Source organism: Thiohalocapsa halophila (assembly GCF_016583825.1).
In the GTDB taxonomy this organism is placed as follows: domain Bacteria; phylum Pseudomonadota; class Gammaproteobacteria; order Chromatiales; family Chromatiaceae; genus Thiohalocapsa; species Thiohalocapsa halophila.
The window spans coordinates 39,926-61,580 of the sequence record NZ_NRRV01000001.1 but is presented as its reverse complement, the minus strand read 5'-3'; the positions used below and the strand labels follow the sequence as shown (position 1 = coordinate 61,580).

The 21,655-nt window shown below is 69.8% G+C and carries 20 protein-coding genes; 13 read left to right on the top strand and 7 right to left on the bottom strand.

The window, feature by feature from the left end:
* Positions 1–105 precede the first annotated feature (105 nt).
* The 5 genes from CKO31_RS00310 to CKO31_RS00290 all read left to right on the top strand — a co-directional run bounded on the left by CKO31_RS00310 (position 106) and on the right by CKO31_RS00290 (position 4,384).
* Entirely contained in the window at positions 106–474 is a 369-nt protein-coding gene (locus CKO31_RS00310; RefSeq protein ID WP_200232860.1) for a helix-turn-helix domain-containing protein, read from the top strand.
* Positions 475–909: 435 nt separating this feature from the next.
* On the top strand, positions 910–2,127 hold the full coding sequence (locus CKO31_RS00305) for a lytic transglycosylase domain-containing protein (protein WP_200232859.1): 1,218 nt from the start codon (positions 910–912) through the stop codon (positions 2,125–2,127).
* 74 nt (positions 2,128–2,201) lie between these two features.
* Complete coding sequence (locus CKO31_RS00300; RefSeq protein WP_200233205.1) at positions 2,202–2,600, top strand: septal ring lytic transglycosylase RlpA family protein; 399 nt, start codon at positions 2,202–2,204, stop codon at positions 2,598–2,600.
* A 66-nt stretch (positions 2,601–2,666) separates the two neighbouring features.
* Positions 2,667–3,236, top strand: a complete 570-nt coding sequence (dcd, locus tag CKO31_RS00295) for a dCTP deaminase (RefSeq protein WP_200232858.1) — start codon at positions 2,667–2,669, stop codon at positions 3,234–3,236.
* Between the two features lie 386 nt (positions 3,237–3,622).
* Positions 3,623–4,384, top strand: a complete 762-nt coding sequence (locus CKO31_RS00290; RefSeq protein ID WP_200232857.1) for a queuosine precursor transporter — start codon at positions 3,623–3,625, stop codon at positions 4,382–4,384.
* Between the two features lie 67 nt (positions 4,385–4,451).
* Here the strand turns inward: CKO31_RS00290 and CKO31_RS00285 are convergent, their stop codons facing one another.
* The 5 genes from CKO31_RS00285 to CKO31_RS00265 all read right to left on the bottom strand — a co-directional run bounded on the left by CKO31_RS00285 (position 4,452) and on the right by CKO31_RS00265 (position 9,069).
* Positions 4,452–6,068, bottom strand: coding sequence for an ArnT family glycosyltransferase (locus CKO31_RS00285; RefSeq protein WP_322789061.1), 1,617 nt, complete (start codon positions 6,066–6,068; stop codon positions 4,452–4,454).
* Position 6,069: 1 nt separating this feature from the next.
* Positions 6,070–6,750, bottom strand: a complete 681-nt coding sequence (locus CKO31_RS00280) for a hypothetical protein (protein ID WP_200232855.1) — start codon at positions 6,748–6,750, stop codon at positions 6,070–6,072.
* 152 nt (positions 6,751–6,902) lie between these two features.
* Positions 6,903–7,655 (bottom strand): phosphatase PAP2 family protein, encoded by a 753-nt coding sequence (locus tag CKO31_RS00275; protein WP_200232854.1) that lies wholly within the window; start codon positions 7,653–7,655, stop codon positions 6,903–6,905.
* A 41-nt stretch (positions 7,656–7,696) separates the two neighbouring features.
* Positions 7,697–7,849, bottom strand: a complete 153-nt coding sequence (locus CKO31_RS00270) for a DUF5989 family protein (protein WP_200232851.1) — start codon at positions 7,847–7,849, stop codon at positions 7,697–7,699.
* Between the two features lie 95 nt (positions 7,850–7,944).
* Positions 7,945–9,069, bottom strand: a complete 1,125-nt coding sequence (locus CKO31_RS00265) for a glycosyltransferase (RefSeq protein WP_200232849.1) — start codon at positions 9,067–9,069, stop codon at positions 7,945–7,947.
* Positions 9,070–9,448: 379 nt separating this feature from the next.
* On the opposite strand from CKO31_RS00265, the gene CKO31_RS00260 reads away from it, so the two are divergent.
* From CKO31_RS00260 to CKO31_RS00230, 7 genes are all read left to right on the top strand, one after another.
* A complete protein-coding gene (locus tag CKO31_RS00260; protein WP_200232848.1) occupies positions 9,449–10,726 on the top strand; it encodes an O-antigen ligase family protein in 1,278 nt (425 codons plus the stop codon).
* On the top strand, positions 10,726–11,838 hold the full coding sequence (locus tag CKO31_RS00255) for a glycosyltransferase (RefSeq protein WP_200232847.1): 1,113 nt from the start codon (positions 10,726–10,728) through the stop codon (positions 11,836–11,838). The genes CKO31_RS00260 and CKO31_RS00255 overlap by 1 nt, the downstream gene beginning before the upstream one ends.
* Entirely contained in the window at positions 11,838–12,917 is a 1,080-nt protein-coding gene (locus CKO31_RS00250; protein ID WP_200232846.1) for a glycosyltransferase family 9 protein, read from the top strand. Before CKO31_RS00255 ends, CKO31_RS00250 begins: the two co-directional genes overlap by 1 nt.
* Complete coding sequence (locus CKO31_RS00245; protein ID WP_200232845.1) at positions 12,914–14,041, top strand: glycosyltransferase; 1,128 nt, start codon at positions 12,914–12,916, stop codon at positions 14,039–14,041. The genes CKO31_RS00250 and CKO31_RS00245 overlap by 4 nt, the downstream gene beginning before the upstream one ends.
* Positions 14,042–14,060: 19 nt before the next feature.
* Positions 14,061–15,503, top strand: a complete 1,443-nt coding sequence (locus tag CKO31_RS00240) for a glycosyltransferase family 39 protein (protein WP_200232844.1) — start codon at positions 14,061–14,063, stop codon at positions 15,501–15,503.
* A gap of 233 nt (positions 15,504–15,736) precedes the next feature.
* Positions 15,737–16,927: a DesA family fatty acid desaturase gene (locus CKO31_RS00235; protein ID WP_200232843.1), complete on the top strand. Its 1,191-nt coding sequence runs from the start codon at positions 15,737–15,739 to the stop codon at positions 16,925–16,927.
* A 396-nt stretch (positions 16,928–17,323) separates the two neighbouring features.
* On the top strand, positions 17,324–17,779 hold the full coding sequence (locus CKO31_RS00230; protein ID WP_200232842.1) for a sulfur globule family protein: 456 nt from the start codon (positions 17,324–17,326) through the stop codon (positions 17,777–17,779).
* 68 nt (positions 17,780–17,847) lie between these two features.
* On the opposite strand, the gene CKO31_RS00225 is transcribed toward CKO31_RS00230, so the two are convergent.
* Both CKO31_RS00225 and CKO31_RS00220 read right to left on the bottom strand, forming a co-directional pair.
* Complete coding sequence (locus CKO31_RS00225; RefSeq protein WP_200232841.1) at positions 17,848–18,699, bottom strand: transglutaminase family protein; 852 nt, start codon at positions 18,697–18,699, stop codon at positions 17,848–17,850.
* Between the two features lie 29 nt (positions 18,700–18,728).
* Entirely contained in the window at positions 18,729–19,886 is a 1,158-nt protein-coding gene (locus tag CKO31_RS00220) for a glycosyltransferase (protein WP_200232839.1), read from the bottom strand.
* A 188-nt stretch (positions 19,887–20,074) separates the two neighbouring features.
* Here CKO31_RS00220 and CKO31_RS00215 point away from each other — a divergent pair, with 188 nt between their 5' ends.
* Positions 20,075–21,607 carry an ArnT family glycosyltransferase gene (locus tag CKO31_RS00215; protein WP_200232837.1) on the top strand — a complete coding sequence of 511 codons (1,533 nt, stop codon included), beginning with the start codon at positions 20,075–20,077 and terminating at the stop codon, positions 21,605–21,607.
* Positions 21,608–21,655: the final 48 nt, after the last annotated feature.

Genomic DNA, 21,655 nt, shown 5'->3' with positions numbered 1-21,655 from the left:
GACTCCATATGATGGCACAAGAAGTGTGCAGAATCTGCCGATGAGGACGCAACTTCCGTGCCGGACGTGTACCACCTCCTTGACAATTTTAATTATCCTATTTGAATGACACTCAATAAAGAGATCGGCCAACGCCTGAGAGCTGCGCGTTTGGCCCACAAATACAGCCTTTCAGAGCTCGCATCGCGGACTCGCACCCTCTCGAAGTCGCGCATCAGCAACTACGAGCAGGGCATTCGTCGTATGGGCATCGAAGAGGCACAAGAGCTCTCCGAGGCATTGGAGGGCATCACACCCGCCTATCTCCTCTGCCTTGACGAAACGTCGCCGCTGTCCCAGCAGGAATGGCAGCTGATTCAGCGTTACCGGAAAACGGACGAGCGCGGCCGTGACGTCATCCTTCAGGTGGCGGAATCCCAGGGCCAATACGAGGGCGCTCGCCCCACCGAAGACAGCGCTGCGGGTGCGGCTTGACACGGCGCGCCGCACCCTCGCCGCTCAGGCTGTCGCTGATCCGGACCTCGACCCTTTGGCGTTGATTCTGGAAAGAGCCTCGTCACAGTCTGCGCTGGCGTGAGCGCAATCGACACGAGCATCACAAGCGACGACCACAGCCAGCACAGGCCCAGCACAGGCGTGGATGGTCGCTGCCGCTTAGGGGCGTGCCGATTTAGCGACGAGGAAACCGCTGGCGTCCGCGGTCTGCGGTGCTCCCATAGGCAGGCAGGGACCGCCTGCCACCTCTGCCAGCGGGCAGCCCGAGCCCCGGATGGCTCGGCGCTTGGGCGCCCGGCACTTTGACCCAATTCCCGTTGCCCATTACAGTTGCGCCGCCGGGCGATGTCCCGGGCTCGGAAACAGATCGAGTCACCGGCCTCAGGCGTACCGCGAGCGGATAGGGCGACAATAATGGGTGAATCTTCTCCTCGCGGGCGCACGGGCCCGCCGCGCTTGGGCATCTACGGTCTCGTGGCCTTGGTGGCCTTGGCACTCGCGGGCTGCGCGGGCTCGGCAGACCGTGCAGATCCGCCCTATGCGGCATCGGCGGACTTTCCCCTACCGGCGGGTCTGGAAGACAACGTCACCTTCTGGAAGAAGGTCTACTCGCGCTGGAGCCGGGACAAGGTCGCCATCCATGACGACCGCTACATGCCCGTGGTCTATGAGGTGGCGACGCTGCCGGGGCCCGTCGAAGGCGTCTACACGCCGGCACAGCGCGACTACGTTCGGGCGCTGCGGGCGCGCTGGAGCGACCGTCTGCGGGCGCTGGAGCGGCGGGTCGCCGCGAAGGATCGGCTCGCCGCCGACGAGCGCACGTTGAAGGACAAGCTCGACGCCGCCGGCGGTCCCGGCGCGGTGTTCGGCGCCGCGGAGCGGGTCCGCAGTCAGCGCGGCGTTCGCGAGCGCTATCATGCCGGGCTGGAGCGCAGTGGGCGCTGGCTGCCGGCCTTCCGCGAGGTCTTCCGCCGCCACGGCCTGCCAGAGGACTTGGCGCTGCTGCCGCACGTCGAGTCGTCATTCGTCGCCAACGCGCGCTCCAGTGCCGGGGCATCCGGCATGTGGCAGTTCATCCGCTCCACGGGGCGCAGCTACATGACCGTCAATGGTGTCATCGACGAGCGGTTGGACCCCATCATCGCCGCCGATGCGGCCGCAAGGTACCTGAAGAGATCCTACGGCAAGCTGCGCGACTGGCCCCTTGCGCTCACCTCTTACAACCATGGACTTGGCGGCATGCAGCGGGCGAAGGCCCGCCACGGGACCGACTTCGTGCGCATCGTGCGCGAGTACGACGGTCGCTACTTCGGCTTCGCGTCACGCAACTTCTATGCGCAGTTCCTAGCCGCCCGCCATGTGGCCGACAACGCCGACGCCTATTTCCCCGAAGGTATCCGTTACCAAGCGCCCTTCAACGATCAGCCGGTGAAGCTGCGCTTCGCCACCAGCATCGACGATTTGGCCTTGGAATACCGGATCCCGCGCTCCGCCCTGGCAGCCCGCAACCTCGCCTGGCAGGATCCGGTGCGAAGCGGCGCCCGTCCGGTGCCCGCTGGGACCACGGTCTGGGTGCCTGCTGGCGCCAGCCGGATCGCCCGCGGTCTGTCCGCGTCGAGTGCATTGCGATGACCATGGGCATGAGGGGTCTCGCCGAGGCGGGCGGCTCACGACGGCGTGCTGCCCTGCGTCCGCCGCGGCTGGCGATGGCCTCCGTGCTGGCCGTGGCGGCGCTGATGCCGCTGCCCGCTTTTGCAGCCGGAGAGGGGCTCGCCTCTTTCTACGGCGGCAGCTTCCACGGGCGTCGCACCGCAAGCGGGCAGCGGTTCGATCAGCAGGCGCTGACGGCCGCACACCGCACCCTGCGCTTCGGCACACGGGTGCGTGTGACGCACAAGCGCAACCGGCGCAGCGTAGTGGTCACCATCAATGATCGCGGGCCCTTCGTGCGTGGGCGCGTCATCGACCTCTCCCGCGCCGCTGCGCGCCGGCTCGGCATGCTCGGAGCGGGTCTGGCGCCGGTGCGGCTGGAGGTCCTGCGCGAGCGCAGCGGGCTCGAAAAGGTCAAGGGTCGGTATACGGGGCTGTTGCAAGAGCTGTTTTGACGGCGCGGCCGCCGGCGCGTGTGCGGGCGCCGGCGACTGCGCATCGACTGTGAGAGGTGAGCCGCCATGGCCATCAAGTCCGATCGCTGGATTCGCCGCATGGCCGCCGAGCACCAGCTCATCGAGCCCTTCGAGCCGGGACAGGTCCGCGAGCACGAGGGGGTCGGTTACGTGATTTCCTATGGCACTTCCAGCTACGGCTACGACATCCGCTGTGCCGACGAATTCAAGATCTTCACCAACATCAACTCCGCGGTGGTGGACCCGAAGCAGTTCGATTCCTCGAGCTTCGTGGACCTCAAGGCCGATGTTTGTATCATCCCGCCCAACTCCTTCGCGCTGGCGCGCACGGTGGAGTACCTGCGCATCCCACGCAATGTGCTGACTATCTGCCTCGGCAAGTCCACCTATGCCCGCTGCGGCATCATCGTCAACGTGACACCGCTGGAGCCGGAGTGGGAAGGGCACGTGACCCTGGAGTTCTCCAACACCACGCCGCTGCCCGCCAAGATCTACGCCAACGAGGGCGTTGCCCAGATCCTGTTTCTGGAGTCCGACGAGCCCTGCGAGACCTCCTACCGCGACCGCGGCGGCAAGTATCAGAATCAGCGAGGAGTGACGCTGCCTAGACCTTGAGGGGCTGAGGGCTGAGGGCTGGGGGCTGAGGAGTGGCCTCATGCACCCTACGGCTGCCCCTCGTCGTAGGGTGGACAAGCGCAGCGCAGTCCACCCCGCGCGGGCCGTCAGGCCCGGGCGCGTAAGGCCGCCAGCGGCGGGCGAGCCAGGGCGCGGTAGGTGCCGAGGGTGCCGGCCAAGCCGATGGCAACGCCGCTGCCAATAGCAGGGTGGATTTCGCTGCGCTCATCCACCCTTGCGCGAGTGCAGGCCGCGGGACGCAGAATGCCTGTCTGCGGTAGGTCGGCCGGGAGTCCTGCCCCGATGCCCGGACCCTAGCCCTCAGCCCTCAGCCCGACCCCATAGCCACCCCTTGGCCCTCGGGCTGCGGCCCTCATTTCCGGTCGATGCCAAATGACCGCCCCACCGCGCTGTTCGTCGTCCTCGGCGGCTTCTTCGTCTGCAATGCGCTTATCGCGGAGTTCATCGGCATCAAGATCTTCGCGCTGGAGGGCACCTTCGGCCTGGAGCCGCTGAACTGGAACCTGTTCGGCGAGGAGGGCTCGCTCAACTTTACCGCCGGCGTGCTGCTCTGGCCGGTGGTTTTCGTGATGACGGACATCATCAACGAGTACTTCGGCCGGCGCGGCGTGCGCTTCATCTCCTACCTGACCGTCGGGCTCATCGTCTACGCCTTCTTCTTTGCCTATGTGGCCATCGCCCTGGCGCCGGCGGACTGGTGGGTGGGCATCTCGAAAGAGCGCGGCGTGCCGGACATGCAGGCGGCCTTTGCGGTGATCTTCGGCCAGGGCATGTGGACCATCGCTGGCTCCGTGGTTGCCTTCCTCATCGGCCAGCTCATCGACGTGGCCGTGTTCCACCGGGTGCGCCAGCTCACCGGGGAGCGCTTCATCTGGCTGCGGGCCACGGGCTCGACCCTGGTCTCGCAGCTGGTGGACAGCTTCGTGGTGCTCTACATCGCCTTCGTGCTGGGGCCCCAGCAATGGCCGCTGTCGCTGTTCCTGGCGGTGGGCACCGTCAACTATCTCTACAAGTTCGGCGCCGCTGTGGCGCTGACGCCGGTGATCTATTTCGCGCGCTCGCGCATCGAGCGCTTCCTGGGCCCGGCGCGGGCGGCGGAGCTCAAGGTTCGGGCGGCCGCCGGGTAGTAGCCCAGCGCACCGATCGTCGAGCCGTCTTCGACGCCGGCGGTGGCATCACCCTAGAAAGAGCAGTTCAATCCGTATTGGCCGCAGGGCCCTGGTCGGCGACATAGCGGTACAGGCGCCAGCCCTGGATGGGGTCGGGGCAGCCGGCGGCGCTCCAGGGCGCGCCGCCCTGGACCACTTTCAGCGGCTGGCCCTGGCACTGAAACAGGCTGCGGGTCTCCACGGCGCGGAAGCCCGGGATCTCCGGCGGACTGAACTTGTAGGCCACCAGCCAAAACCCCGTCTGCCTGAGCTTCGCCAAGGGCGGCGGCTGCACCAGCTTGCCGCGGCTGTACTCCGACGGCCGGGCGATGTTCGGCCATTGCGCCACCGCCAGCTCGGGGGCATGGAAATTGAGCATGGCGACGAACGGGTAGCGGTCCGCGAACACCGGCTTGCCCAGGGACTCGGCGTAGTCGGCCAGCGCCGGATAGCCATAGCTCTCGCGCAGGACGCGCTGCGCTGCATCCGGCAGCGGCAGGGCTGCGGTGGCGGCGTGGAAGGCGTATAGGCTCACCAGCAGCAGGTTGCCGGCGGCGGCGAGCAGCGCCCACTGTGCCAGCGGGCGCAGCAGCACGGCCGCCGCTGGCACCGCGCAGGCGAGGTAGAGCGCCGACCAGTTGGCCTCGACGTCGCTGGTCAGCGACAACACACCGAACAGGGCCAGTGGGAACAGGGCCCCGGCGGCGACCAGCGCCCGTGCCGGGCCGTCGAAGGTGCTGCGGATCGCTCGCCGCGCCCGGCTCACGCCGCCGCGCCAGAGCGCAGCCCCGAGGGGCAACAACAGGAGGCCCCAGAATGCGAGCTGGGTGCCGAAGAAGCTGGCAAGGCTCGCGAGCCGATCCAGCGGCGTCCGCGGGTCGGTGCCGGGCGGCGTATAGGACTGGTCACCGACGGCCGCCGGCAGCCCGGCGGCGGCGACGTCGAAGCTACCAAGCTCGGTAGCGAGCCCGTGGCCGAGCTGAAAGCGCAGGCTGAGCCAGTCGTGCTCGGCGTTCCACAGTAGGTGCGGCAGTAAGACCAGCAAGGCCAGCAGCCCACCGAGATAGGGCCACGGGGTTCCCAGGGCCCGGCGATCCGCCGCCAGCATGGCCCACAGGAACACGGGGCCGATCACGGCCATGCTGTACTTGCCGAGTAGGCCGAGTCCGGTCGCGATGCCGGCCGTGAGCCAACGCCGGCGCCCACCGCGCAGCGCGGCCAGGGCCTCGTGCAATGCCAGCGCCCAGAACAGCATGAGCACAGTGTCCGGAGTGGTGATGACCCCAGCGATGAGTCCGGGCGCCGTCGCGGCCGCCAGCACCAGGGCCAGCAGCAGCCCATCGCCCCGGCGCAGCCCGAGCGTCGCGTAGAAGCGCCACAGCACCAAGAGCGCCAGCAGTCCCGCCAGCACCGCGCCGAGCCGGGCCGCGAAGACCGACTCCGGCGCCAGCCGCGTGCCCAGCCCGAGCAGGGCCACCCCGGGGGGATGGTCGAAATAGCCCCAGGCTAGGGCCCGGGCCCAATGAAAATAGTAGGCTTCGTCCTGGGTCACCGGCACCGTGGCGGCGGCCCATAGCCGCCACAGTGTCACGCCCAGGATCAGGAGCAGCGGCAGTACGAGCCCCTGCGCGGGCACGCCGGGCCGGCGGGAGGTATCGAGCACCTTAGATGCGCCGGATGCGCGGGCAGCGGTTCTCCCGCAATTGCTGCTGCACCAGCGAGCGGATGCGGCCCTGCTCGTCGGCGAGCTCATTCGGCGGCGGCGGCGAGCGCTTCAGCATGGACTCCGCCTGGCGCAGGTCATTGCAGCGGTCGCGCCCGCGCGGCTTCAGCGTCGCCCGGTAGACGTGCGCCGAAGCGCCGTACAGAAAGCCGAGCGCACTGCCCGGCACCTCGCGGCGGGCGTCCTGGGCGGCCATCAGCAGCTTCTCGTTCTCCCGGTCCAGCTTTTGCTCCCTGACGCCGTCCAGGCGGTTGCGCCGCTCGCTCAGGGTCAGCAGCAGGCCGCCGTGATAGGAAATGCGGCTCGGGGCGTTGCGGTCCGGCTGCAGCGCCAGCGCTTTGCGATAGCCGTCTTCGGCACAGTCCAGCAGGTCGCGCATACGGGAGTCCTGCACCGATGCAGACTGCGGCTGCTGGATAGCCAGCTTCAGGCAGGCATCTCCTTTGACGGCATGGGATTTGGCGCAGGCCTCGGTGTTGGCGTTGCAGCGGATATTGGTGACGGCGATGGCATTGAACTCCCCGGCAACGGCACGCGCAGTGAGCCGCTCGCTCAGGGCCTCGTCGTCGGTGGTGGCACACCCGGCGGCGAGCACGGCAGCCGCGACGGCCGCCGGGATCACCAGGCCCGTCCTCGATCCCAAACCTGTTCTCAACGCAGGCGCTCCGCTGTTCGTTTGGCTTCGGCAACCTGGATGCTGCGGCTGTCGCTCACCGCTCCTATGGCCGACCCGCAATCATCGCACAGACGCGCGGCAGCGGCCGATGCCGAGGCTCAATCACACGCCTTTGTACCGTCGCTGTCCGTCCCGCCGCAGACGAGCCGCCGCAGGACCATATAGCCGAAGAGCACCAGGAACACCGAGGTGACGGCATCGCTCAGGAAGTGCCCGCCGGCGGCCATGCGCGCCAGCGCGACCAGCGCCGTGTAGAGCACCGCCAGCACCACCCAGCGCGAGCCCGGACCACGCAGCAGGTGCGCCACCGCGATGACATAGGCCGCGGCCGCAACATGGCCCGAGCTGAAGGCGCCGCCGCTGCCGCCGGTGTAGACGAAGGCCGGCGTGAAGGCTCGATCGCCGCCGAGCTGCGCCACCTGCACCGGGCGCGCCCGCCCCCAGTGCTCCTTGAGCACCTGGTTGACCACCAGCCCCGGCAGCAGCGCCAACAGGCACAACAGCAGGGCCAGCTTGCGGCCCGTGAGCCCCAGCAGCCGCCGGCCGCTCCGCCGATTGAGCAGCCACACCCCTACCAGGGCGAGGTTGCCGGCGATCATCAGGACCTCAACGGAGTGGTAGAGGAGCCGCTCCCAGGGCTGGCCTAGGGCCGTGAACCCGTCGCCCGGGGTGTAGAAGAAGCCGGCCACCGCCAGGTCCAGGCCGGGATAGGCCAGCATCAGGTTCGCGAACAGCAAGAACAGGATCAGCCAGCCTACCGGAATCCCGCCGACGCGTGCTCGCCAGGGGCCGAGCCAGCCCCCGCTGTTCTGGACCGCGTGAGCGTCCTGCGGGTCCTTGCGCCGAGTCATCGCCGGCGCTGCATCGCCGCCGGTCGCCGCGGTATCCGCCATCAGAACAGGGTGTAGATGAACGGCGCCACGGCCGAGCCCTGGGCGAGCACCATGAGCGCACCGAGCAGTAGCAGCACCAGGATGATGGGCGCGAGCCAGAACTTCTTGCGCTCGCGCATGAAGCCCCAGAGGTCTTTCAGCAGTTCCAGCATGGATCGGGTTTTCTCGGTGGTGTGGCCTCGGATGCAGGCGACGGCGTCACGCTTGCGCTGCGGCCGGACGGCGGCGGCCTGTCGCGGGCAGCTGGTCAGCAAGCGGACGGTGCCAAACCCATGGCCGTCAGATAAGCGGTTGTGGCAGCCTCGATGGTATAGGGGCGTGCCGCCTCGCGCAGGGCATCGGCATGCTGCGGCGCCGCCAGCGTGGCCGCGAGCGCCGCCGCCAGCGCCGCGGCATCGCCGACCGGCACCAGCCAGCCCTGGTCACCGTCGGCGAGCAGCTCCCGCGGGCCGCTGGGGCAGTCCGTGGCCACCACAGCGGTGCCGAGCGCCAGGGCCTCCACTAGCACCAGCGGCATGCCCTCCCAGCGCGAGCTGAGCGCAAACAGGTCCGCGTGAGCGATTTCGGCGTAGGGTTTCGGCACGAAGCCGGGGAGTGTGACGTCGTCTGCGACGCCAAGCGCCGTTGCCTCGGCGAGCAGCGCTTCGCGCTCGCTACCCTCGCCGAGGATCATGAGCCGGCAGCAACGTTGGGTGCGCAACTGCGCGAAGCCGCGCAGCAGGGTCATGAAGTCCTTGCGCGGGCTGAGCTCGCCGACGCCGAGGATCAATGGCGCCGCCGGGTCATGGAACCAAGGATGCTCCGGGGTCGGCAGGGCCGTATCGAGGAGTGCAGCGGGCACCACCGGCGTCGGCACCACCTGGATCTGTGCTGCATCGAGCCCGGCGTAAGCCGCGAGATCCGCCGCCGCGCCCTGGCTCGGCACCAGCACACCGGCGGCGTGGCGGTAGAGCCGAGCGAAAGACCAGCGTTGCAGTCGGCGCTGGAAGGCGCCGCGGTTCGCGAGGCTCACCGACAGCGTCGTCCCCGAGCGCAGATACAGCCGCGTTGGCACCCCGGACAGCGCTCGGGCCAGGAGTGCCGTGCGGTTCACGCGATCCTTGTCGGAGAGCATGACGAGCGGGCGCCGGCGTCGCAGATAGCGCACGATGGCCGGGATACAGGCATAGGTGTGGCGGCTGCCGAGCTCGACGACCTCGAGCCCGGGCGTCTCGGCGGCCACGGCCGCGAGATGCGGCCCGTGCCGGCGCACCTTGAGCAGGTCCACGCGATAGCCGCGGCGGGCCATCGCCGGCAGCAGATGTTGTGCAAGCCGGTCGACGCCGCTGTGCCCGGACGTTGAGAAGAGGCAGGCGATGCGGCTTGTGTCCATGGGGCTATCTTCTGGGGGTGTCCGTTGCAGGTGCGCCTCGATCGGTCAGACTCAGTGGGCCGCTCAGGTCGATCCTCATGCGCTGCGGGCGCTTCTGCGCAGCCCCAGATGCAATGCGACGCCGCGTGGGGCGCTGGCGCAGTCCGCACAGCCCGAGCGGCTGCAATCGCGCCATGTGTTTGCCCCGCGGCAGCTAAAGCGGCGGCGGACGGTCTCCAGACGGCGTGGCTCTGCTATCATACTCGGCTCGCCACGACAGGGCGTCCCGGGCAGACGCATCGGGCTATCGCGCCCGTGCCAGCCCCGTGCCAGCCCCTTGCCGGCAAGGCCATGGCGGGACGCCGCTCCCACCGCCCGATGCAACCCAACTGGACACCCCGTGCTGCAAGTCTGGATTGACCGCCTGCGGCGCCTGGGGTTGGATGTCACCGCGCTGGCGTTGTTCTCGGCGCCCGCCGGCGTCTCTGTCGGGCTGGGCCTCGTCGTGCTCGCCTTCTTCTTGGTGCTGATGCGCCGTCCCGCCTGGCCGCTGTCTGCCGGGGTGGTGGTCGCCGTCGGCTTCTCCGGTTATGCCCTCGCGCTGGGGGTTTTTGGCAGTTACCCCGGCGGTACGCTGGCGGTGCGCATGGAGGCTGCCGCACAGTGGGCGCAGCTGTTGGTGTTCGTGCCGGTGGCCTATCTGCTCGCCGGCGATCAGTCGCGGTTGCTGCGTCTGCTAGGGCTCGCCCTGGTCGGTCTCATCCTCGGGGCGTTATGGCGCCTGGACTGGGGCCTGTTGCTCGCGGACCCGGGGGCATTTCTGGAGGCGCGGCCGGGGTTCGGCTTTCCGGCCAATGTCGGGGCGCTGTTCAGCGGGACGGCACTGCTGGGGCTGGTGGTGCTGCGCCGTCGCTGGTGGCAGGGCCCCGGTCCCCGGCCCCTGCGGCTCGCGCTCTGGTGGGTGGCGACTCTGTTGGTGGCACAGGGCTTCCTGCTCAGCCTCTCCCGCGGCGCCTGGCTGGCGCTGGCCCTGACGGCAGTCCTCGGCTTGGCCTCATCCGCGCGCACGTCGGGACTGCGGCTGCCGCTGCGGTTGCTGCTACCCGTGGGCGCGGTGACAGCGGTGGTGGTGCTGCTCTATGCAGGCCCTATGGCCGAGCGGTTCGCCTCGGAGTGGGGCGCCGTGCAGGCCATGCTCGCTGGTGAGATCGACTATGCGCCGGACTCGTCGCTGAGCCAGCGCTGGCACGCCCAGCGCTTCGGTGTCACCGCGTGGCTGGAGCATCCCTGGCTGGGCTGGGGACCGGGGGCTGCGAAGGCGCTCCTCGCCGCCAGCGGCGACCCCAGCATCATGCTCATCGGCTACGGACCCATTGAGCATCTGCACAATACCTACCTAGACGTCTTGGTGCAGCTCGGGCTCATCGGACTCATGCTTTGGCTCGGCCTGTTCGCACTGCTGCTGCGCTCCGTGTCCAAAGCGCGGGTCGTCCGCCAGGTGGATGGCGATGTCGCCCGCTTCCTGGCCTTGGCCTTGGTCTACTCGATGATCTGGAATCTGTTCGATTTTCATGCCATGCACCAATCCTGGCGCGCCTATTGGGCCCTGCTCGCCGGCGCCGCGTTGAGCGTCGGCCTGTTCGCCGGAAGCTCCCGCGCTGCTCGAGGTGTTGGCTGATGCATGTCGCGCTGGCGGTGGGCGCCTTCGGCAGCGGCGGCGTCGAGCGCGTGATGACGGGCCTCGCCGGCGGGCTGTCGCAGCTTGGCTGCGAGGTGGATTTACTGGTGGGTCGCACCGGGCACGGCTATCTGCGGGGGCTGCCAGACGGGGTGTGCGTGGCGCCGCTGGGAGCCGGGGCGCCGGCGCTCACCGCTGCGCTGCGCTCGCGGCCGCCGGAGTTGGTGTTCACGGGGAAGCTCGCGGACGATCGGGCCGCCCTCGACGCGCGCGAGCAGCTGGCTTGCGGCCTGCGGGTGGTGACCACCGTCGGCACGCCACTGTCGGTCAGCCTGGCGGCGAAGCGCTTCAATCCGCTGTATACCTGGCGGCAGCGCCGGCGCGTGCGCCGGGACTACCATCGCCTCGACGGCATCACGGCGGTATCGCACGCCGTCGCCGACGACCTGCGCCACCGCATCGGCATCTCGGGGGTGCCGCTGCGGGTGCTGCCGAATCCTGTGGTGCCCGATGATCTCGACCGGCGCATCGGTGCCCGGGCGCCGCATCCCTGGCTGGCCCCCGGTGGACCACCGGTGGTGCTGGCAGTAGGGGGGCTGCGCAAGGTCAAGGACTTCCCGACCCTATTGCGCGCCTTCGCACGCCTACCGGCGGACCTGGACGCCCGCTTGATGCTGCTGGGCGAAGGCCGCGAGCGCCGCAAGCTCGCAGCGCTCGCTGGACGCCTCGGTATCGGCGAGCGCGTGACGATGCCGGGCTTCGTGGCGGAGCCCTTCCCGTACCTGGCTCGGGCCTCGGCGCTGGTGGTGTCCTCGCGTCGCGAGGGACTCAGCAATGTGCTGGTGGAGGCCATGGCCGTGGGGACCCCGGTGGCCGCGACCGCCTGCCCCGGCGGCGTCGCGGAGCTGCTCGAAGGCGGCCGGCTGGGACCGCTGACCCCCGTGGGGGACGTTTCGGCGCTGGCGGCCTCCATCGAGGTCCTGCTGCTGGAGCCCACGCCACCGAGGCTGCTGCGTGCCGCTGCGGCACCTTACGGCATCGCGGCCTCCGCCGCAGACTATCTGGATTTCTTTCGCGCCGTCGCCGCCGGCGAGCCCGGGAGTACGGGGTAATGGAGCAGCCGAGCCCGGTCATCCCAGCGGCGCCCGAGCGGATTCTCCTGGTGCGCCTCAGCGCCATCGGCGATGTGCTCTTCGCCTCGCCGCTGGCGGCCGCCTTCCGCCGCGCCTACCCGAACGCGTACCTGGCCTGGCTCGCGGAGCCCGGCTGCGCGCCCCTGCTGCGCCACCACCCGCATTTGGACGAGGTTATCGAGTGGCCCGCCCCGGCGCTGCGGGCGCTGTGGCGCGAGCGGCGGCTGCCGGCGCTTGCGGCGGCGCTCTACCGCCTACGCCGCGATCTGCGGGCACGCCGCTTCGATGTGGCGGTGGATCTCCAGGGACTGCTCAAGAGCGCCCTGCCGGTGTGGCTGTCGGCGGCGCCGACGCGCATCGGCCTCAGCAGCCGAGAGGGCAGCCGCTTTCTGCTAACCGAGGTCCTGCCGCGGGAGCCGGCGGCGGAGCGGGCGCGCATCGGCTCGGAATACCTGCATGTTGCGCGCACGCTGGGCCTGCCTTTGGACGGGTTCGAGATGGCCGTGCACCTCGGGCCGGAGGAAGGTGCCGCCGCCGACGACCTGCTGGCGGCGGCCGGTGCGGCCGACGGCTGCTTCGCCCTCTGTCCCTTCACCACCCGCCCGCAGAAGCATTGGCTGGTGGCGCGCTGGGCCGAGCTGGCCTTGCGGCTGCGCGCCGCCACCGGGCTGCCGTCGGTGCTGCTGGGCGGCCCGGATGACGTAGAAGCCGGCACCGAGATCGCCCAGGCCTCCGGTGGCGCCGCCGTGAGCCTCGCCGGGCGCACCGGTCTGCTGGAGGCCGCCGCCGTCATCGACCGCAGCCGGGCTGTGGTGGCGGTGGACACCGGCCTCGGGCACATGGGCATCGCCCGCAAGCGCCCGACGCTGCTCCTGTTCGGCTCGACGCTGCCGTACACCGATACCGCCCGACCCGACGCCCGCGTGCTCTATCATGCGCGGGACTGCTCGCCCTGCCGGCGCCGGCCCACTTGTAACGGGCGCTTCGACTGCATGCGCGACATTACCGTGGACGAGGTCATGGCGGCCCTGCGGGCGCTGCCGGGGGGCGGCTGGTGAGGGTGCTGCATGTGGAGGGGGGCGCCGAGCTCTACGGCGGCGCGCAGCAGGTGCTCTACCTGCTAGAAGGGCTCGCCGGGCAGGGCGTCGACAGCCATCTGGCCTGCCGGCCCGGCTGCACCCTGGTGCGGCGCGCAGCGCCCTTCGCGCAGGTGCACGCGATCCCCATGGGCGGCGATCTGGATCTCGGCATCATCCGCCGGCTGGGGCGGGTCATCCGCGATGTCCGCCCGGACCTGGTGCACCTGCACAGCCGCATCGGGGCGGACGTCATGGGCGCTCTCGCGGCCCGGCGCGCCGGCGTGCCCGTGGTGCATACGCGGCGCGTGGACAACCCGGAGCCGCGCTGGCTCGCGGCGGCCAAGTACCGGCTGCACCATCGGGTCATCGCCATCTCCGAGGGCATCGCCCGGGTGCTGCTCGCAGCAGGTCTGGCGGAGGGGAAGCTGCGGGTGGTGCGAAGCGCCGTGGATCCGACGCCGTACGCCGGCGGCTGCGACTGGACGGCCCTGGCCGGCGTGCTCGGTGCCGCGCCCGGCGGCGCCGCCCGATCCGGTCCCGTCATCGCCGTGGTGGCCCAGCTCATCGAGCGCAAGGGGCACCGGTTCCTGCTGGATGCGCTGCCTGCCATCCTTGCCGCGGTGCCGGACGTGCAGGTGCTTTTCTTCGGCAAGGGGCCAATGGCCGGGCCGCTGCAGGAGCGCATCGACCGCGACGGCCTCGCCGCGCACGTGCGGCTCATGGGCTATCGGGAGGATCTGCCGCGGGTGTTGCCCTGCATGGACCTGCTGGTGCATCCGGCGACGCTGGAGGGGCTGGGCGTCTCGCTGCTCCAGGCGTCCGCCGCCGGCGTGCCCATTGTCGCCAGCCGCGTCGGCGGCATCCCCGAGGCGGTGCGCGACGGGGTCAATGGCCGGCTGGTGCCGCCGGCGGACGTGCCGGCGCTCACGGCGGCGATCCTGGATCTGCTCATGGCTGCGGACCTGCGTCGCCGCATGGGCGAGGCCGGCCGCGACCTGGTGGCGCGGGAGTTCTCCGTCGCGGGCATGGTCGCCGGCAATCTGGCCGTCTACCGGGAGCTGCTGGCCGGCGCGGCACCCGCATCCAGCCCTGCCGCGCGCTGACCGCAGTCCAGTCCTCGCCATGACCGCGCTGCCGAAAAGGAGCACCACCCTGGCCATCGCCGCCGCCGCGCTGGTCTATTTTGCGCTGAATGCGCTCTCGCTCGGCCTGGTGACGCCCACCGCGGAGTGGGACCACGCCGAGCAGCTGATCCTGAGCCAGTTCCCGGCGCTCGGCTACAACAGCCAGCCGCCGCTCTACACCTGGCTGGTGCAGGCGCTGTTCGCTGTGACCGGGCCGAGCCTGCCGGCGCTGTTGGCGCTGAAGACCCTGCTGCTGACGCTGCTGGTCGCCGGCGTCGCCGCCGCCGCCCGGGAGCTGGGCCTGAGCCCGGCCCGGCAGTGGATCGCCGTGCTGGGGCTGGCGCTGATCCCGCAGATCGTCTGGGAGGACCAGCGCAACTTCACCCACACCGTGCTGGCGGTGGTGGTGGCCGCCTGGACCCTGGTGGCGGTGCTGCGGCTGCCGCGGCGCCCCGACTGGCCGACCTACCTGGCCCTCGGGCTGCTGCTGGGCTTGGGCGCGCTGAGTAAATACAACTTCGGCTTCTTCGCCCTCGGCCTGCTCGCGGCGGCGGCGACACTGCCCGCCTGGCGGCGGGTCATGCTGAGCTGGCGCTTCGCCGCAGCCCTGGCTATGGCGGCCGCGGTCTTCGCGCCCCATGCGCTCTGGGCGCTGAGCGCACCGTCGGCGGCGGGGGAGGGCTTCGACAAGCTGCAAATGAGCGCCGGCATCGGCTGGGGCACGCTGCTGGATTTGGCGTCGGGCCTGGGGGCGATGCTCGGGGTGTTGCTCTTGGTCTCGCCGCTGCTGTTGCGCCGGGGGAGGGGCGGGGGGACCGACCGCGCGCCCCGTCCGGGCTGCCGGCTCCTGTGGCGCGCCGCCGGCGTCGTGCTCGCCCTCGCCGTGGCGCTGATCCTGGTCAGCGGCGCCCGGGATATCAAGGAGCACTGGCTGCAGCCGATGCTGTTCTACGCGCCCCTGCTGCTCGCCTGTCATGCCGCCCCCGGCGGGCGCGGCGGCCGGGTCTTCGTCGCCTTGGCCCTGGTGGTGCTGGTGGCGGTGTCCGTGGCGCTGCCGGGGCAGGCCCTGTGGGCGGACCCGCAGCGCCCGTCGCGCCTGAACGCCCCCTACCGGGCCCTCGCGGCGGACATGCGTGCGGCGGGGGCGCGCCCCGAGCTGGTGCTGGCGGACAGCGACCCGCTCGCCGGCAATCTGCGCCTGGCCTTTCCGGACGCTGTGGTCATGTCCGCTCGGAGCTTCTTCCCCGAGCGGCTGCCCGCGGGGGACTGGCTGGTGGTGGGCGAGCGGCTGGCGGCGGCCGACGCCTCCTTCCGCCGTTGGCTGGCCGACAACCTGGGCCTGGCGGAATTGGCCGTTCAGCGGGCCGAGGCGCCGCTGCACCACTTGCCGGCCCAGACCATGACCCTGGACTGGGCGCTGGTGCCGGCGTCCGGTCGCTGACGGCAAGCCGGCGGGCGCCCGCCGCTAGCTCAGTGCTGTGCGCGTTGTGGACAGGCTTGCGGCCAAGGCCAGCCGCCAGTGGGTCATCCACACGAGCGGGGAACGATTGGACCGCCGTGCTGCCTGACTTGGGAGCAACCGCGGGCCATCGGGAGGTGGCTGAGTCCGCTTCTCACCAGGACTTTCGCGGCCACCGCCTCGCGCAGACCCGCCTTTTTACTAGGATTGACTGAATGTCGTATCAGGGGTTCCTTGATCTGCCGCCCTGGCAGGTCGTCTTGGCCGCGTTGGCCATGACCCACTTCACTATTGTCGCTGTCACGCTTTATCTGCACCGGGCGCAAGCCCATCGCGCGCTACACCTGCATCCGGTGATCGCGCACCTGTTTCGGTTCTGGCTGTGGCTCACCACGGGGATGATCACGCGCCACTGGGTTGCAGTGCACCGCAAGCACCACGCCCACTGTGATACCGAAGGCGATCCCCATAGCCCGCAGGTCTTCGGTATCCGCGAGATCTTCTGGCGTGGCACCGAGCGTTACAGCATCGCCGCGAAGCGCACCGAGGATGTCGAGCGCTATGGGCACGGCACCCCGGACGATTGGCTGGAGCGCAATCTTTACAGTCGCTTCAGCTGGGCCGGATACCCCCTCATGCTGCTCATCGATCTGTTTCTGTTCGGTATTTACGGCGTCACCGTCTGGGCGGTGCAGATGCTGTGGATCCCGGTGCTCGCCGCCGGCGTCGTCAACGGCATCGGCCACTACTGGGGTTATCGCAATTTCGAGACCCCGGATGCCTCCACCAACATCCTGCCCTGGGGCGTGCTGATCGGGGGCGAGGAGCTCCACAACAATCATCACGCCTTCCCGGCCTCGGCGCGGCTCGCGAGTCGCCGTTGGGAGCTCGACGTCGGCTGGGCTTACATCCGGCTGCTGTCTTGGCTGCGGTTGGCGCGCGTGAAGCGCTTGGCACCATCGCCACGCTTCATCGCGGACAAGCGCAACATCGACATGGACACCCTGAGGGCCTTGCTTGTCGGGCGCATGCACGTGATCCGCCGCTTCAGTCTGGATGTGCTGAAGCCGGTGACACGCTCGGCCCGGAGCAGTGGGGCGCTCGACGGCAGCACGTCGCCGCGGCGCGCTGCCGCCATGCTTGCGCGTGCTTGGAGTCAGCTCGATGAGAGCGGGCGGCGCAATCTGGAGCTGCTGTTGGCGCAGAGTCGGGAGCTGGCGGTGGTTTACCAGTTCCGCGAGCGCCTGCGCCAGATCTGGGAGCGTCAGGCAGCCACCCAGTCGGCGCTGCTGGATCAGCTCCAGGATTGGTGCCAGCAGGCGGAGGCCACGGGTATCCACGCCCTGGAGCGCTTCTCGCAGCAGCTGCGGGGGCTGGCTCTCGCGGACGCGGCGACGACGAGCTGAGATATCGGGCGGCGGCGCAGACGGCGCCCGTTTCATTCTCTCGTCCCGCCCCAAGCTGTTTATCATGTGCGCCGGTCTGCCGATGGCAGGCGGCACACGCCGGGCTTTGGAGTCTAGCCCGACGGTCGGTCAATTTGTCTCAGGCTCGCGTTGGAGAGGCTGTGCGCTCAGCACTTCTAAGCTTCCTGCCACAGACCCCTTGCGACTGCATCCGCTGCCCTGCCGCAGCGCCTGTCGTTCGGTGGATCGCGACGACATCTTGTTGAGGCCGGAGCGCGGTGCGCCGCGCTGCCTGGTCGCCCTCCGGTTCAGACCCTCCCTTCACGGCACCCTCCATCCTGGAGCGGTCGCCACCATGCGTGCTCGCGCGCACCAAGCTCAAGAGGCAATTTGCTCATGACCAAGCTTCTCAAGAATGTCGGCATCGCAGCCATCGTCGGTCTCGCCGGCGTCTCCTTCTCCGCCAGCGCCTGGTGGGGTGGCCCCGGCGGCTATGGCAACAACGGCATGATGGACGGCATGACGGACATGTTCGGCGACGGCTACAGTGACTTCAACATGAATATGAGCGGCGGCGGCACCGGCCGGGGCTACGGGCGCGGTTATGGCCGCGGCTATGGCGGCGGACGCGGCTATGGCGCACCCTATGGATACGGCTACGGCGGTCCGGGCGGCTACGGCGGTCCCGGCGGCTATGGCGGTCCCTATGGTGGCATGGGCGCACCCTATGGCGGCGGCTATGGCGCGCCTTACGGGGGTGGTGGTTATGGAGCACCCTACGGCGGTATGCCCTATGGCGCGCCCCAGCAGGCACCCGGACCCCAGTTTGGGCAGCCGCAACCCCAGCAGTAAGCGCAACGGCTCACCCGAGATTGCCGCCCCCCGGGGCGGCTTGCCCGCATTCCCTGCCGCGTCCTTGGCTACAGCGCCGATACCCAGACACCGACACTGAGGCTCGCTCCCGGCATGCCGACGTAGCTGCCGGCAACCGGCGGGACGGACTCTGCAAGCCGCGCCACGGCCACGGGTATGTGCTGCGCACCGGCCATCTGCCCGATGGACGGATCGAACCCCTTCCAGCCCGCGCCGGGCAGATAGACCTCGGCCCACGCATGTGTCGCGCCGTAGTTGAGCGCCGACGGCTCGGCTTCGAGGTAACCGCTCACGAAGCGCGCCGCGAGGCCCAGGTAGCGGGCCGCTTCGATGAAAAGGGCGGCAGAGTCGCGACAAGAGCCGGTCCCCAATGCGAGTGTCTCCGCGGCATCCTGGACACCGGGCTCCTCGCGCACCCGGTAAGCGATGCGCTCGTGGATGCTGACGCACAGGCGTTGCAGCAGCGCGTAGGTCTGAATCCGCTCGCCCGGACTCCAGACGGCGTCGACCCAGGCCGTCAGCGGGTCGCCGCTGCTGCGTCGGGACGCGTCCATGTAGGGGAAGAGCACGGGCTGATCTTCGGCGGAGTAGGCGAAGGGGTAATCGACGGCCTGCGCGTCGACCAGGAAATCGAGCGGTGCCGCGTTGAAGTGCTGGATGACGACATCGCTCTCGATCGCGAGCTGGCTAGCAGGTGTCTCGAAGGTTGCAGTCGCCACCGAGTTGTCCTCGACATCGCGCTGCCAGCGCAGCACGGCGGTGGGCGTGATGGTCAGCGTTGCCGACTCGATGCGCACCTCGTGATCTTCCCGTGGTCGCAGACGCAGGCTGTGGGGGCCGAGCTGTACCTCGCCCGAGAAGCTGTAGTAGGTCCGGTGCAGGATGCGATAGCGTTGCATGAGTCACCTAGTCACGGTGCAAGAATCAGTTAAAACGGCTTATCCGCTTGGGTGTGCGACAGCCCCGCGGCGACGGCATCCAGTACCGCCGCATAGGCCGTCGCACTGGTGTCGGCGCGATAGGGAGATACGGCGTCCTGCAGCGTCATTCTGGGCAGCGGGTCATCCAGCACGCTCGCCATGGCCGCCGCCAGCGCCGGTGCATCCCCCACCGGCAGCAGCGGGCCGAAACGACCGTCGGCGAGGATCTCCCGCGGTCCGCTCGGGCAGTCGGTCGCCACGACCGGGGTGCCCAGGGCCATTGCCTCCGTGAGGACGTTCGGCGAGCCCTCCCAGGCGGATGAGAGCGCGAACAGTCGGGCGTTGGCGAGGAAGGGATAGGGATTGGCCTGAAAGCCCGGCAGGTCGAGGTCGGCGGCGACGCCGAGGGCCTCGGCTTCCGCCAGCAGCCGCTCGCGCCAGGCGCCGTCGCCGAGCAGCACCAGCCGGCAGGGTCTTGCCGCGCGCAGCTGCGCAAAGGCCCGCAGCAGTGTCGGGAAGTCCTTCTGGCGCTCCAAGCGGCCGGCGCCGAGGACCACCGGCGCCGTCTGTTGCGCCGCCGCCGTCAGCCAGGGGTGCGGGCAGGGCAGGGCGGCCTGTGCATAAAGCTGCGCCGTGATGACTGGATTGTGAATGACGCTGATGCGCCCGCGCGGATACTGCGCGATGTCCGCGGTGTCCGCTGCGACGCCGGCGGAGACCGCGACGATGTGCTCGATCCGTCGCCAGCTGCGGCGCGCGGCGGCCACCCGCAGGCGCCGCGCGAGGGGATGGCGCTCCGCCAGGGCCGCGCCGAGATTGGTGCCGAGGCGCATGACGATGGGCGTGCGCACGCCGGCGAGTCGGCGCGCCAGCACTGCGGCACGGCCGGCGCGGTCCTTGGCCGCCAGCAGCACCGGCGGCCGCTCGGCGCGCAGATGGCGGGCCAAGGCGCCGACGGCGCCCAGGCTGTGGCGGGCGCCGAGGTCGATCCGGCGCACGGCCGCCGGCAGGTCATCGAGATGCGGGCTCGTTGTGCGGATGGTGAGCAGGTCCAGGTCGCGGCCTTGCGCCGTCAAGCCGTGCAGCAGGTTCACGAGCATCCGCTCGACGCCGCCGGCGCCGGAGAACGAGGCGAGCACGGTGATGCGCGGGGGGGACTGGATCATGGGAGTTTGTTGCATTCGCTGCCGCTGTCGCGGGGTCGGATGTGGGTGCAGGGTGATCCTGGACAGCTTTCGGCGGCGATGGGCGCCGCAGTCCGGCGCCAGAGACCGGTACAATGGCGGTGATCGGCCCGCAGAGCAGCAGGGCCATTGTGCTATAGTCCATCCCGCGCTGGCAGTGAGGATTCGAGATGGCAAAATCAGCGACCCAGGCCGCCGAGGCGGATGCATCCGCGGCCAAACCCCCCAAACAAAAGAGCTCCTGGCTTTGGTTCCTGACCCTGTTGCTGGCGGGCGCCTTCGTCGCATCCGGACTCGTTGGGCATGAGCCCTGGACAGCGGGCGAGACGCGCTCCCTCGCTGCCGTGCAAAGCATCATCGACGGCGGCGACTACCTGGTGCCGCAGGTGGACGGCACGCCCGTGCTGGACACGCCGCCGCTGTACTACATGACTGGCGCCGGTCTGGCCCAAGCGCTCGGGGATTATCTGCCCGCGGAGCAGGCCGCACGCGTGGCAAGCGGCGTCTTCCTGGGCCTGACACTGTTGTTCACGGCGCTCGTCGGCCGCGCCGCCTGGCGCCACGCCGACGATTCAGTCATGCCGGCGGCTGGCGCCGCCGCGGTGCTGGTGCTAATCAGCAGTCTCGGTGTCGTCTGGTACGGCCACGATATGCTGCCCGAGACCGGGCTCATTGCCGGTATGGCCATGGGTCTGTACGGCATGGCATTGTGGCCGCGCCGCGTGTTCTGGGGCGGCCTTTGGCTTGGCACCGGCGCCGGTATCGCCTTCATGGCCCACGGGCTGTTCGGGCCCCTGGTGCTCGGGATCTCCGCATTGGTGCTGCCCTTCCTAGGCATCGCCCGCTTCGGGCGTTACCTGCGCGGCATCATCGTCGCGGTGATCTTTGCACTGCCTTGGCTGCTGATCTGGCCCTTCCTGCTGCAGCAGCGCGGCGATGACCTCTACCAGACCTGGCTGTCCGCCAATACCCTGGGTCGCTACATCGCCGGCATCGATCTCAGCAATCCCTCGGCGCAGCTGCAATGGCTGTGGCTGTTCCTGACCATGGCCTTCCCGGCCTGGCTGCTGGCCGTGCTCACGCTGGTGCTGCGCCCGGGCGCCATCTTCGGCTTCCCCGGTTTTCGCGCCGCGCTGGTGGTGACCGTGCTCGGCTGGGGGCTTCTGGTCCTGTCCGATGCGCTGAGCCCGGTCGCGGCCCTTGGGCTCCTGGTGCCCCTGGCCGTCATCGGTGCCGGCGGCGTGCAGCGGCTGCCGCGCTGGCTGGTTTGGCCGGCGCATTGGCTCTCGGCGCTGGTGTTCGGCGTCGCCGCAGCGGCGCTCTGGGTGGCTTGGGTCTGGTTGTTGTATCTGGGCGAGCCGCCGCCGGTGGACGGACTCGGCAACTACTTGCCCATGGACCAAGGCTTCCAGTGGCAGCCGGTCGCATACGTGACGGCAGCGGTGCTGACGGTCATCTGGCTCTGGGTGGTGCTGCGCTTCCGCCCGTCCCGTCCGGCGGCCCTGCTGGCCTGGCCCGTGGGCATGGTGATGGTCTGGAGCCTGCTGGCACTGCATCAGCCCTGGATCGACGCCGCCATCGCCGAGGGCAAGCTCGCCAAGTCGGTGCCCGAGCAGCTGGTGCCGGAGCCGGCCCCGGCGGCCATGCCCGCTGCCCCGGCGCCGCAAGACGCGGGCGCGGACACCACCGCCACCGCGCTCTGATTCGCGCGGCTGTCCCGTTCCCATCGGGGCAGCGGGGTCGGCGCCCGC

Bases quoted from the DNA above. Each gene is read 5' to 3' on its own strand.
- CKO31_RS00310 (WP_200232860.1), top strand. From the start codon at position 106: ATGACACTCAATAAAGAGATCGGCCAACGCCTGAGAGCTGCGCGTTTG.
- CKO31_RS00305 (WP_200232859.1), top strand. From the start codon at position 910: ATGGGTGAATCTTCTCCTCGCGGGCGCACGGGCCCGCCGCGCTTGGGC.
- CKO31_RS00300 (WP_200233205.1), top strand. From the start codon at position 2,202: ATGGCCTCCGTGCTGGCCGTGGCGGCGCTGATGCCGCTGCCCGCTTTT.
- dcd (WP_200232858.1), top strand. From the start codon at position 2,667: ATGGCCATCAAGTCCGATCGCTGGATTCGCCGCATGGCCGCCGAGCAC.
- CKO31_RS00290 (WP_200232857.1), top strand. From the start codon at position 3,623: ATGCCAAATGACCGCCCCACCGCGCTGTTCGTCGTCCTCGGCGGCTTC.
- CKO31_RS00275 (WP_200232854.1), bottom strand. From the start codon at position 7,655: ATGACTCGGCGCAAGGACCCGCAGGACGCTCACGCGGTCCAGAACAGC.
- CKO31_RS00270 (WP_200232851.1), bottom strand. From the start codon at position 7,849: ATGCTGGAACTGCTGAAAGACCTCTGGGGCTTCATGCGCGAGCGCAAG.
- CKO31_RS00265 (WP_200232849.1), bottom strand. From the start codon at position 9,069: ATGGACACAAGCCGCATCGCCTGCCTCTTCTCAACGTCCGGGCACAGC.
- CKO31_RS00255 (WP_200232847.1), top strand. From the start codon at position 10,726: ATGCATGTCGCGCTGGCGGTGGGCGCCTTCGGCAGCGGCGGCGTCGAG.
- CKO31_RS00250 (WP_200232846.1), top strand. From the start codon at position 11,838: ATGGAGCAGCCGAGCCCGGTCATCCCAGCGGCGCCCGAGCGGATTCTC.
- CKO31_RS00240 (WP_200232844.1), top strand. From the start codon at position 14,061: ATGACCGCGCTGCCGAAAAGGAGCACCACCCTGGCCATCGCCGCCGCC.
- CKO31_RS00235 (WP_200232843.1), top strand. From the start codon at position 15,737: ATGTCGTATCAGGGGTTCCTTGATCTGCCGCCCTGGCAGGTCGTCTTG.
- CKO31_RS00230 (WP_200232842.1), top strand. From the start codon at position 17,324: ATGACCAAGCTTCTCAAGAATGTCGGCATCGCAGCCATCGTCGGTCTC.
- CKO31_RS00225 (WP_200232841.1), bottom strand. From the start codon at position 18,699: ATGCAACGCTATCGCATCCTGCACCGGACCTACTACAGCTTCTCGGGC.
- CKO31_RS00220 (WP_200232839.1), bottom strand. From the start codon at position 19,886: ATGATCCAGTCCCCCCCGCGCATCACCGTGCTCGCCTCGTTCTCCGGC.
- CKO31_RS00215 (WP_200232837.1), top strand. From the start codon at position 20,075: ATGGCAAAATCAGCGACCCAGGCCGCCGAGGCGGATGCATCCGCGGCC.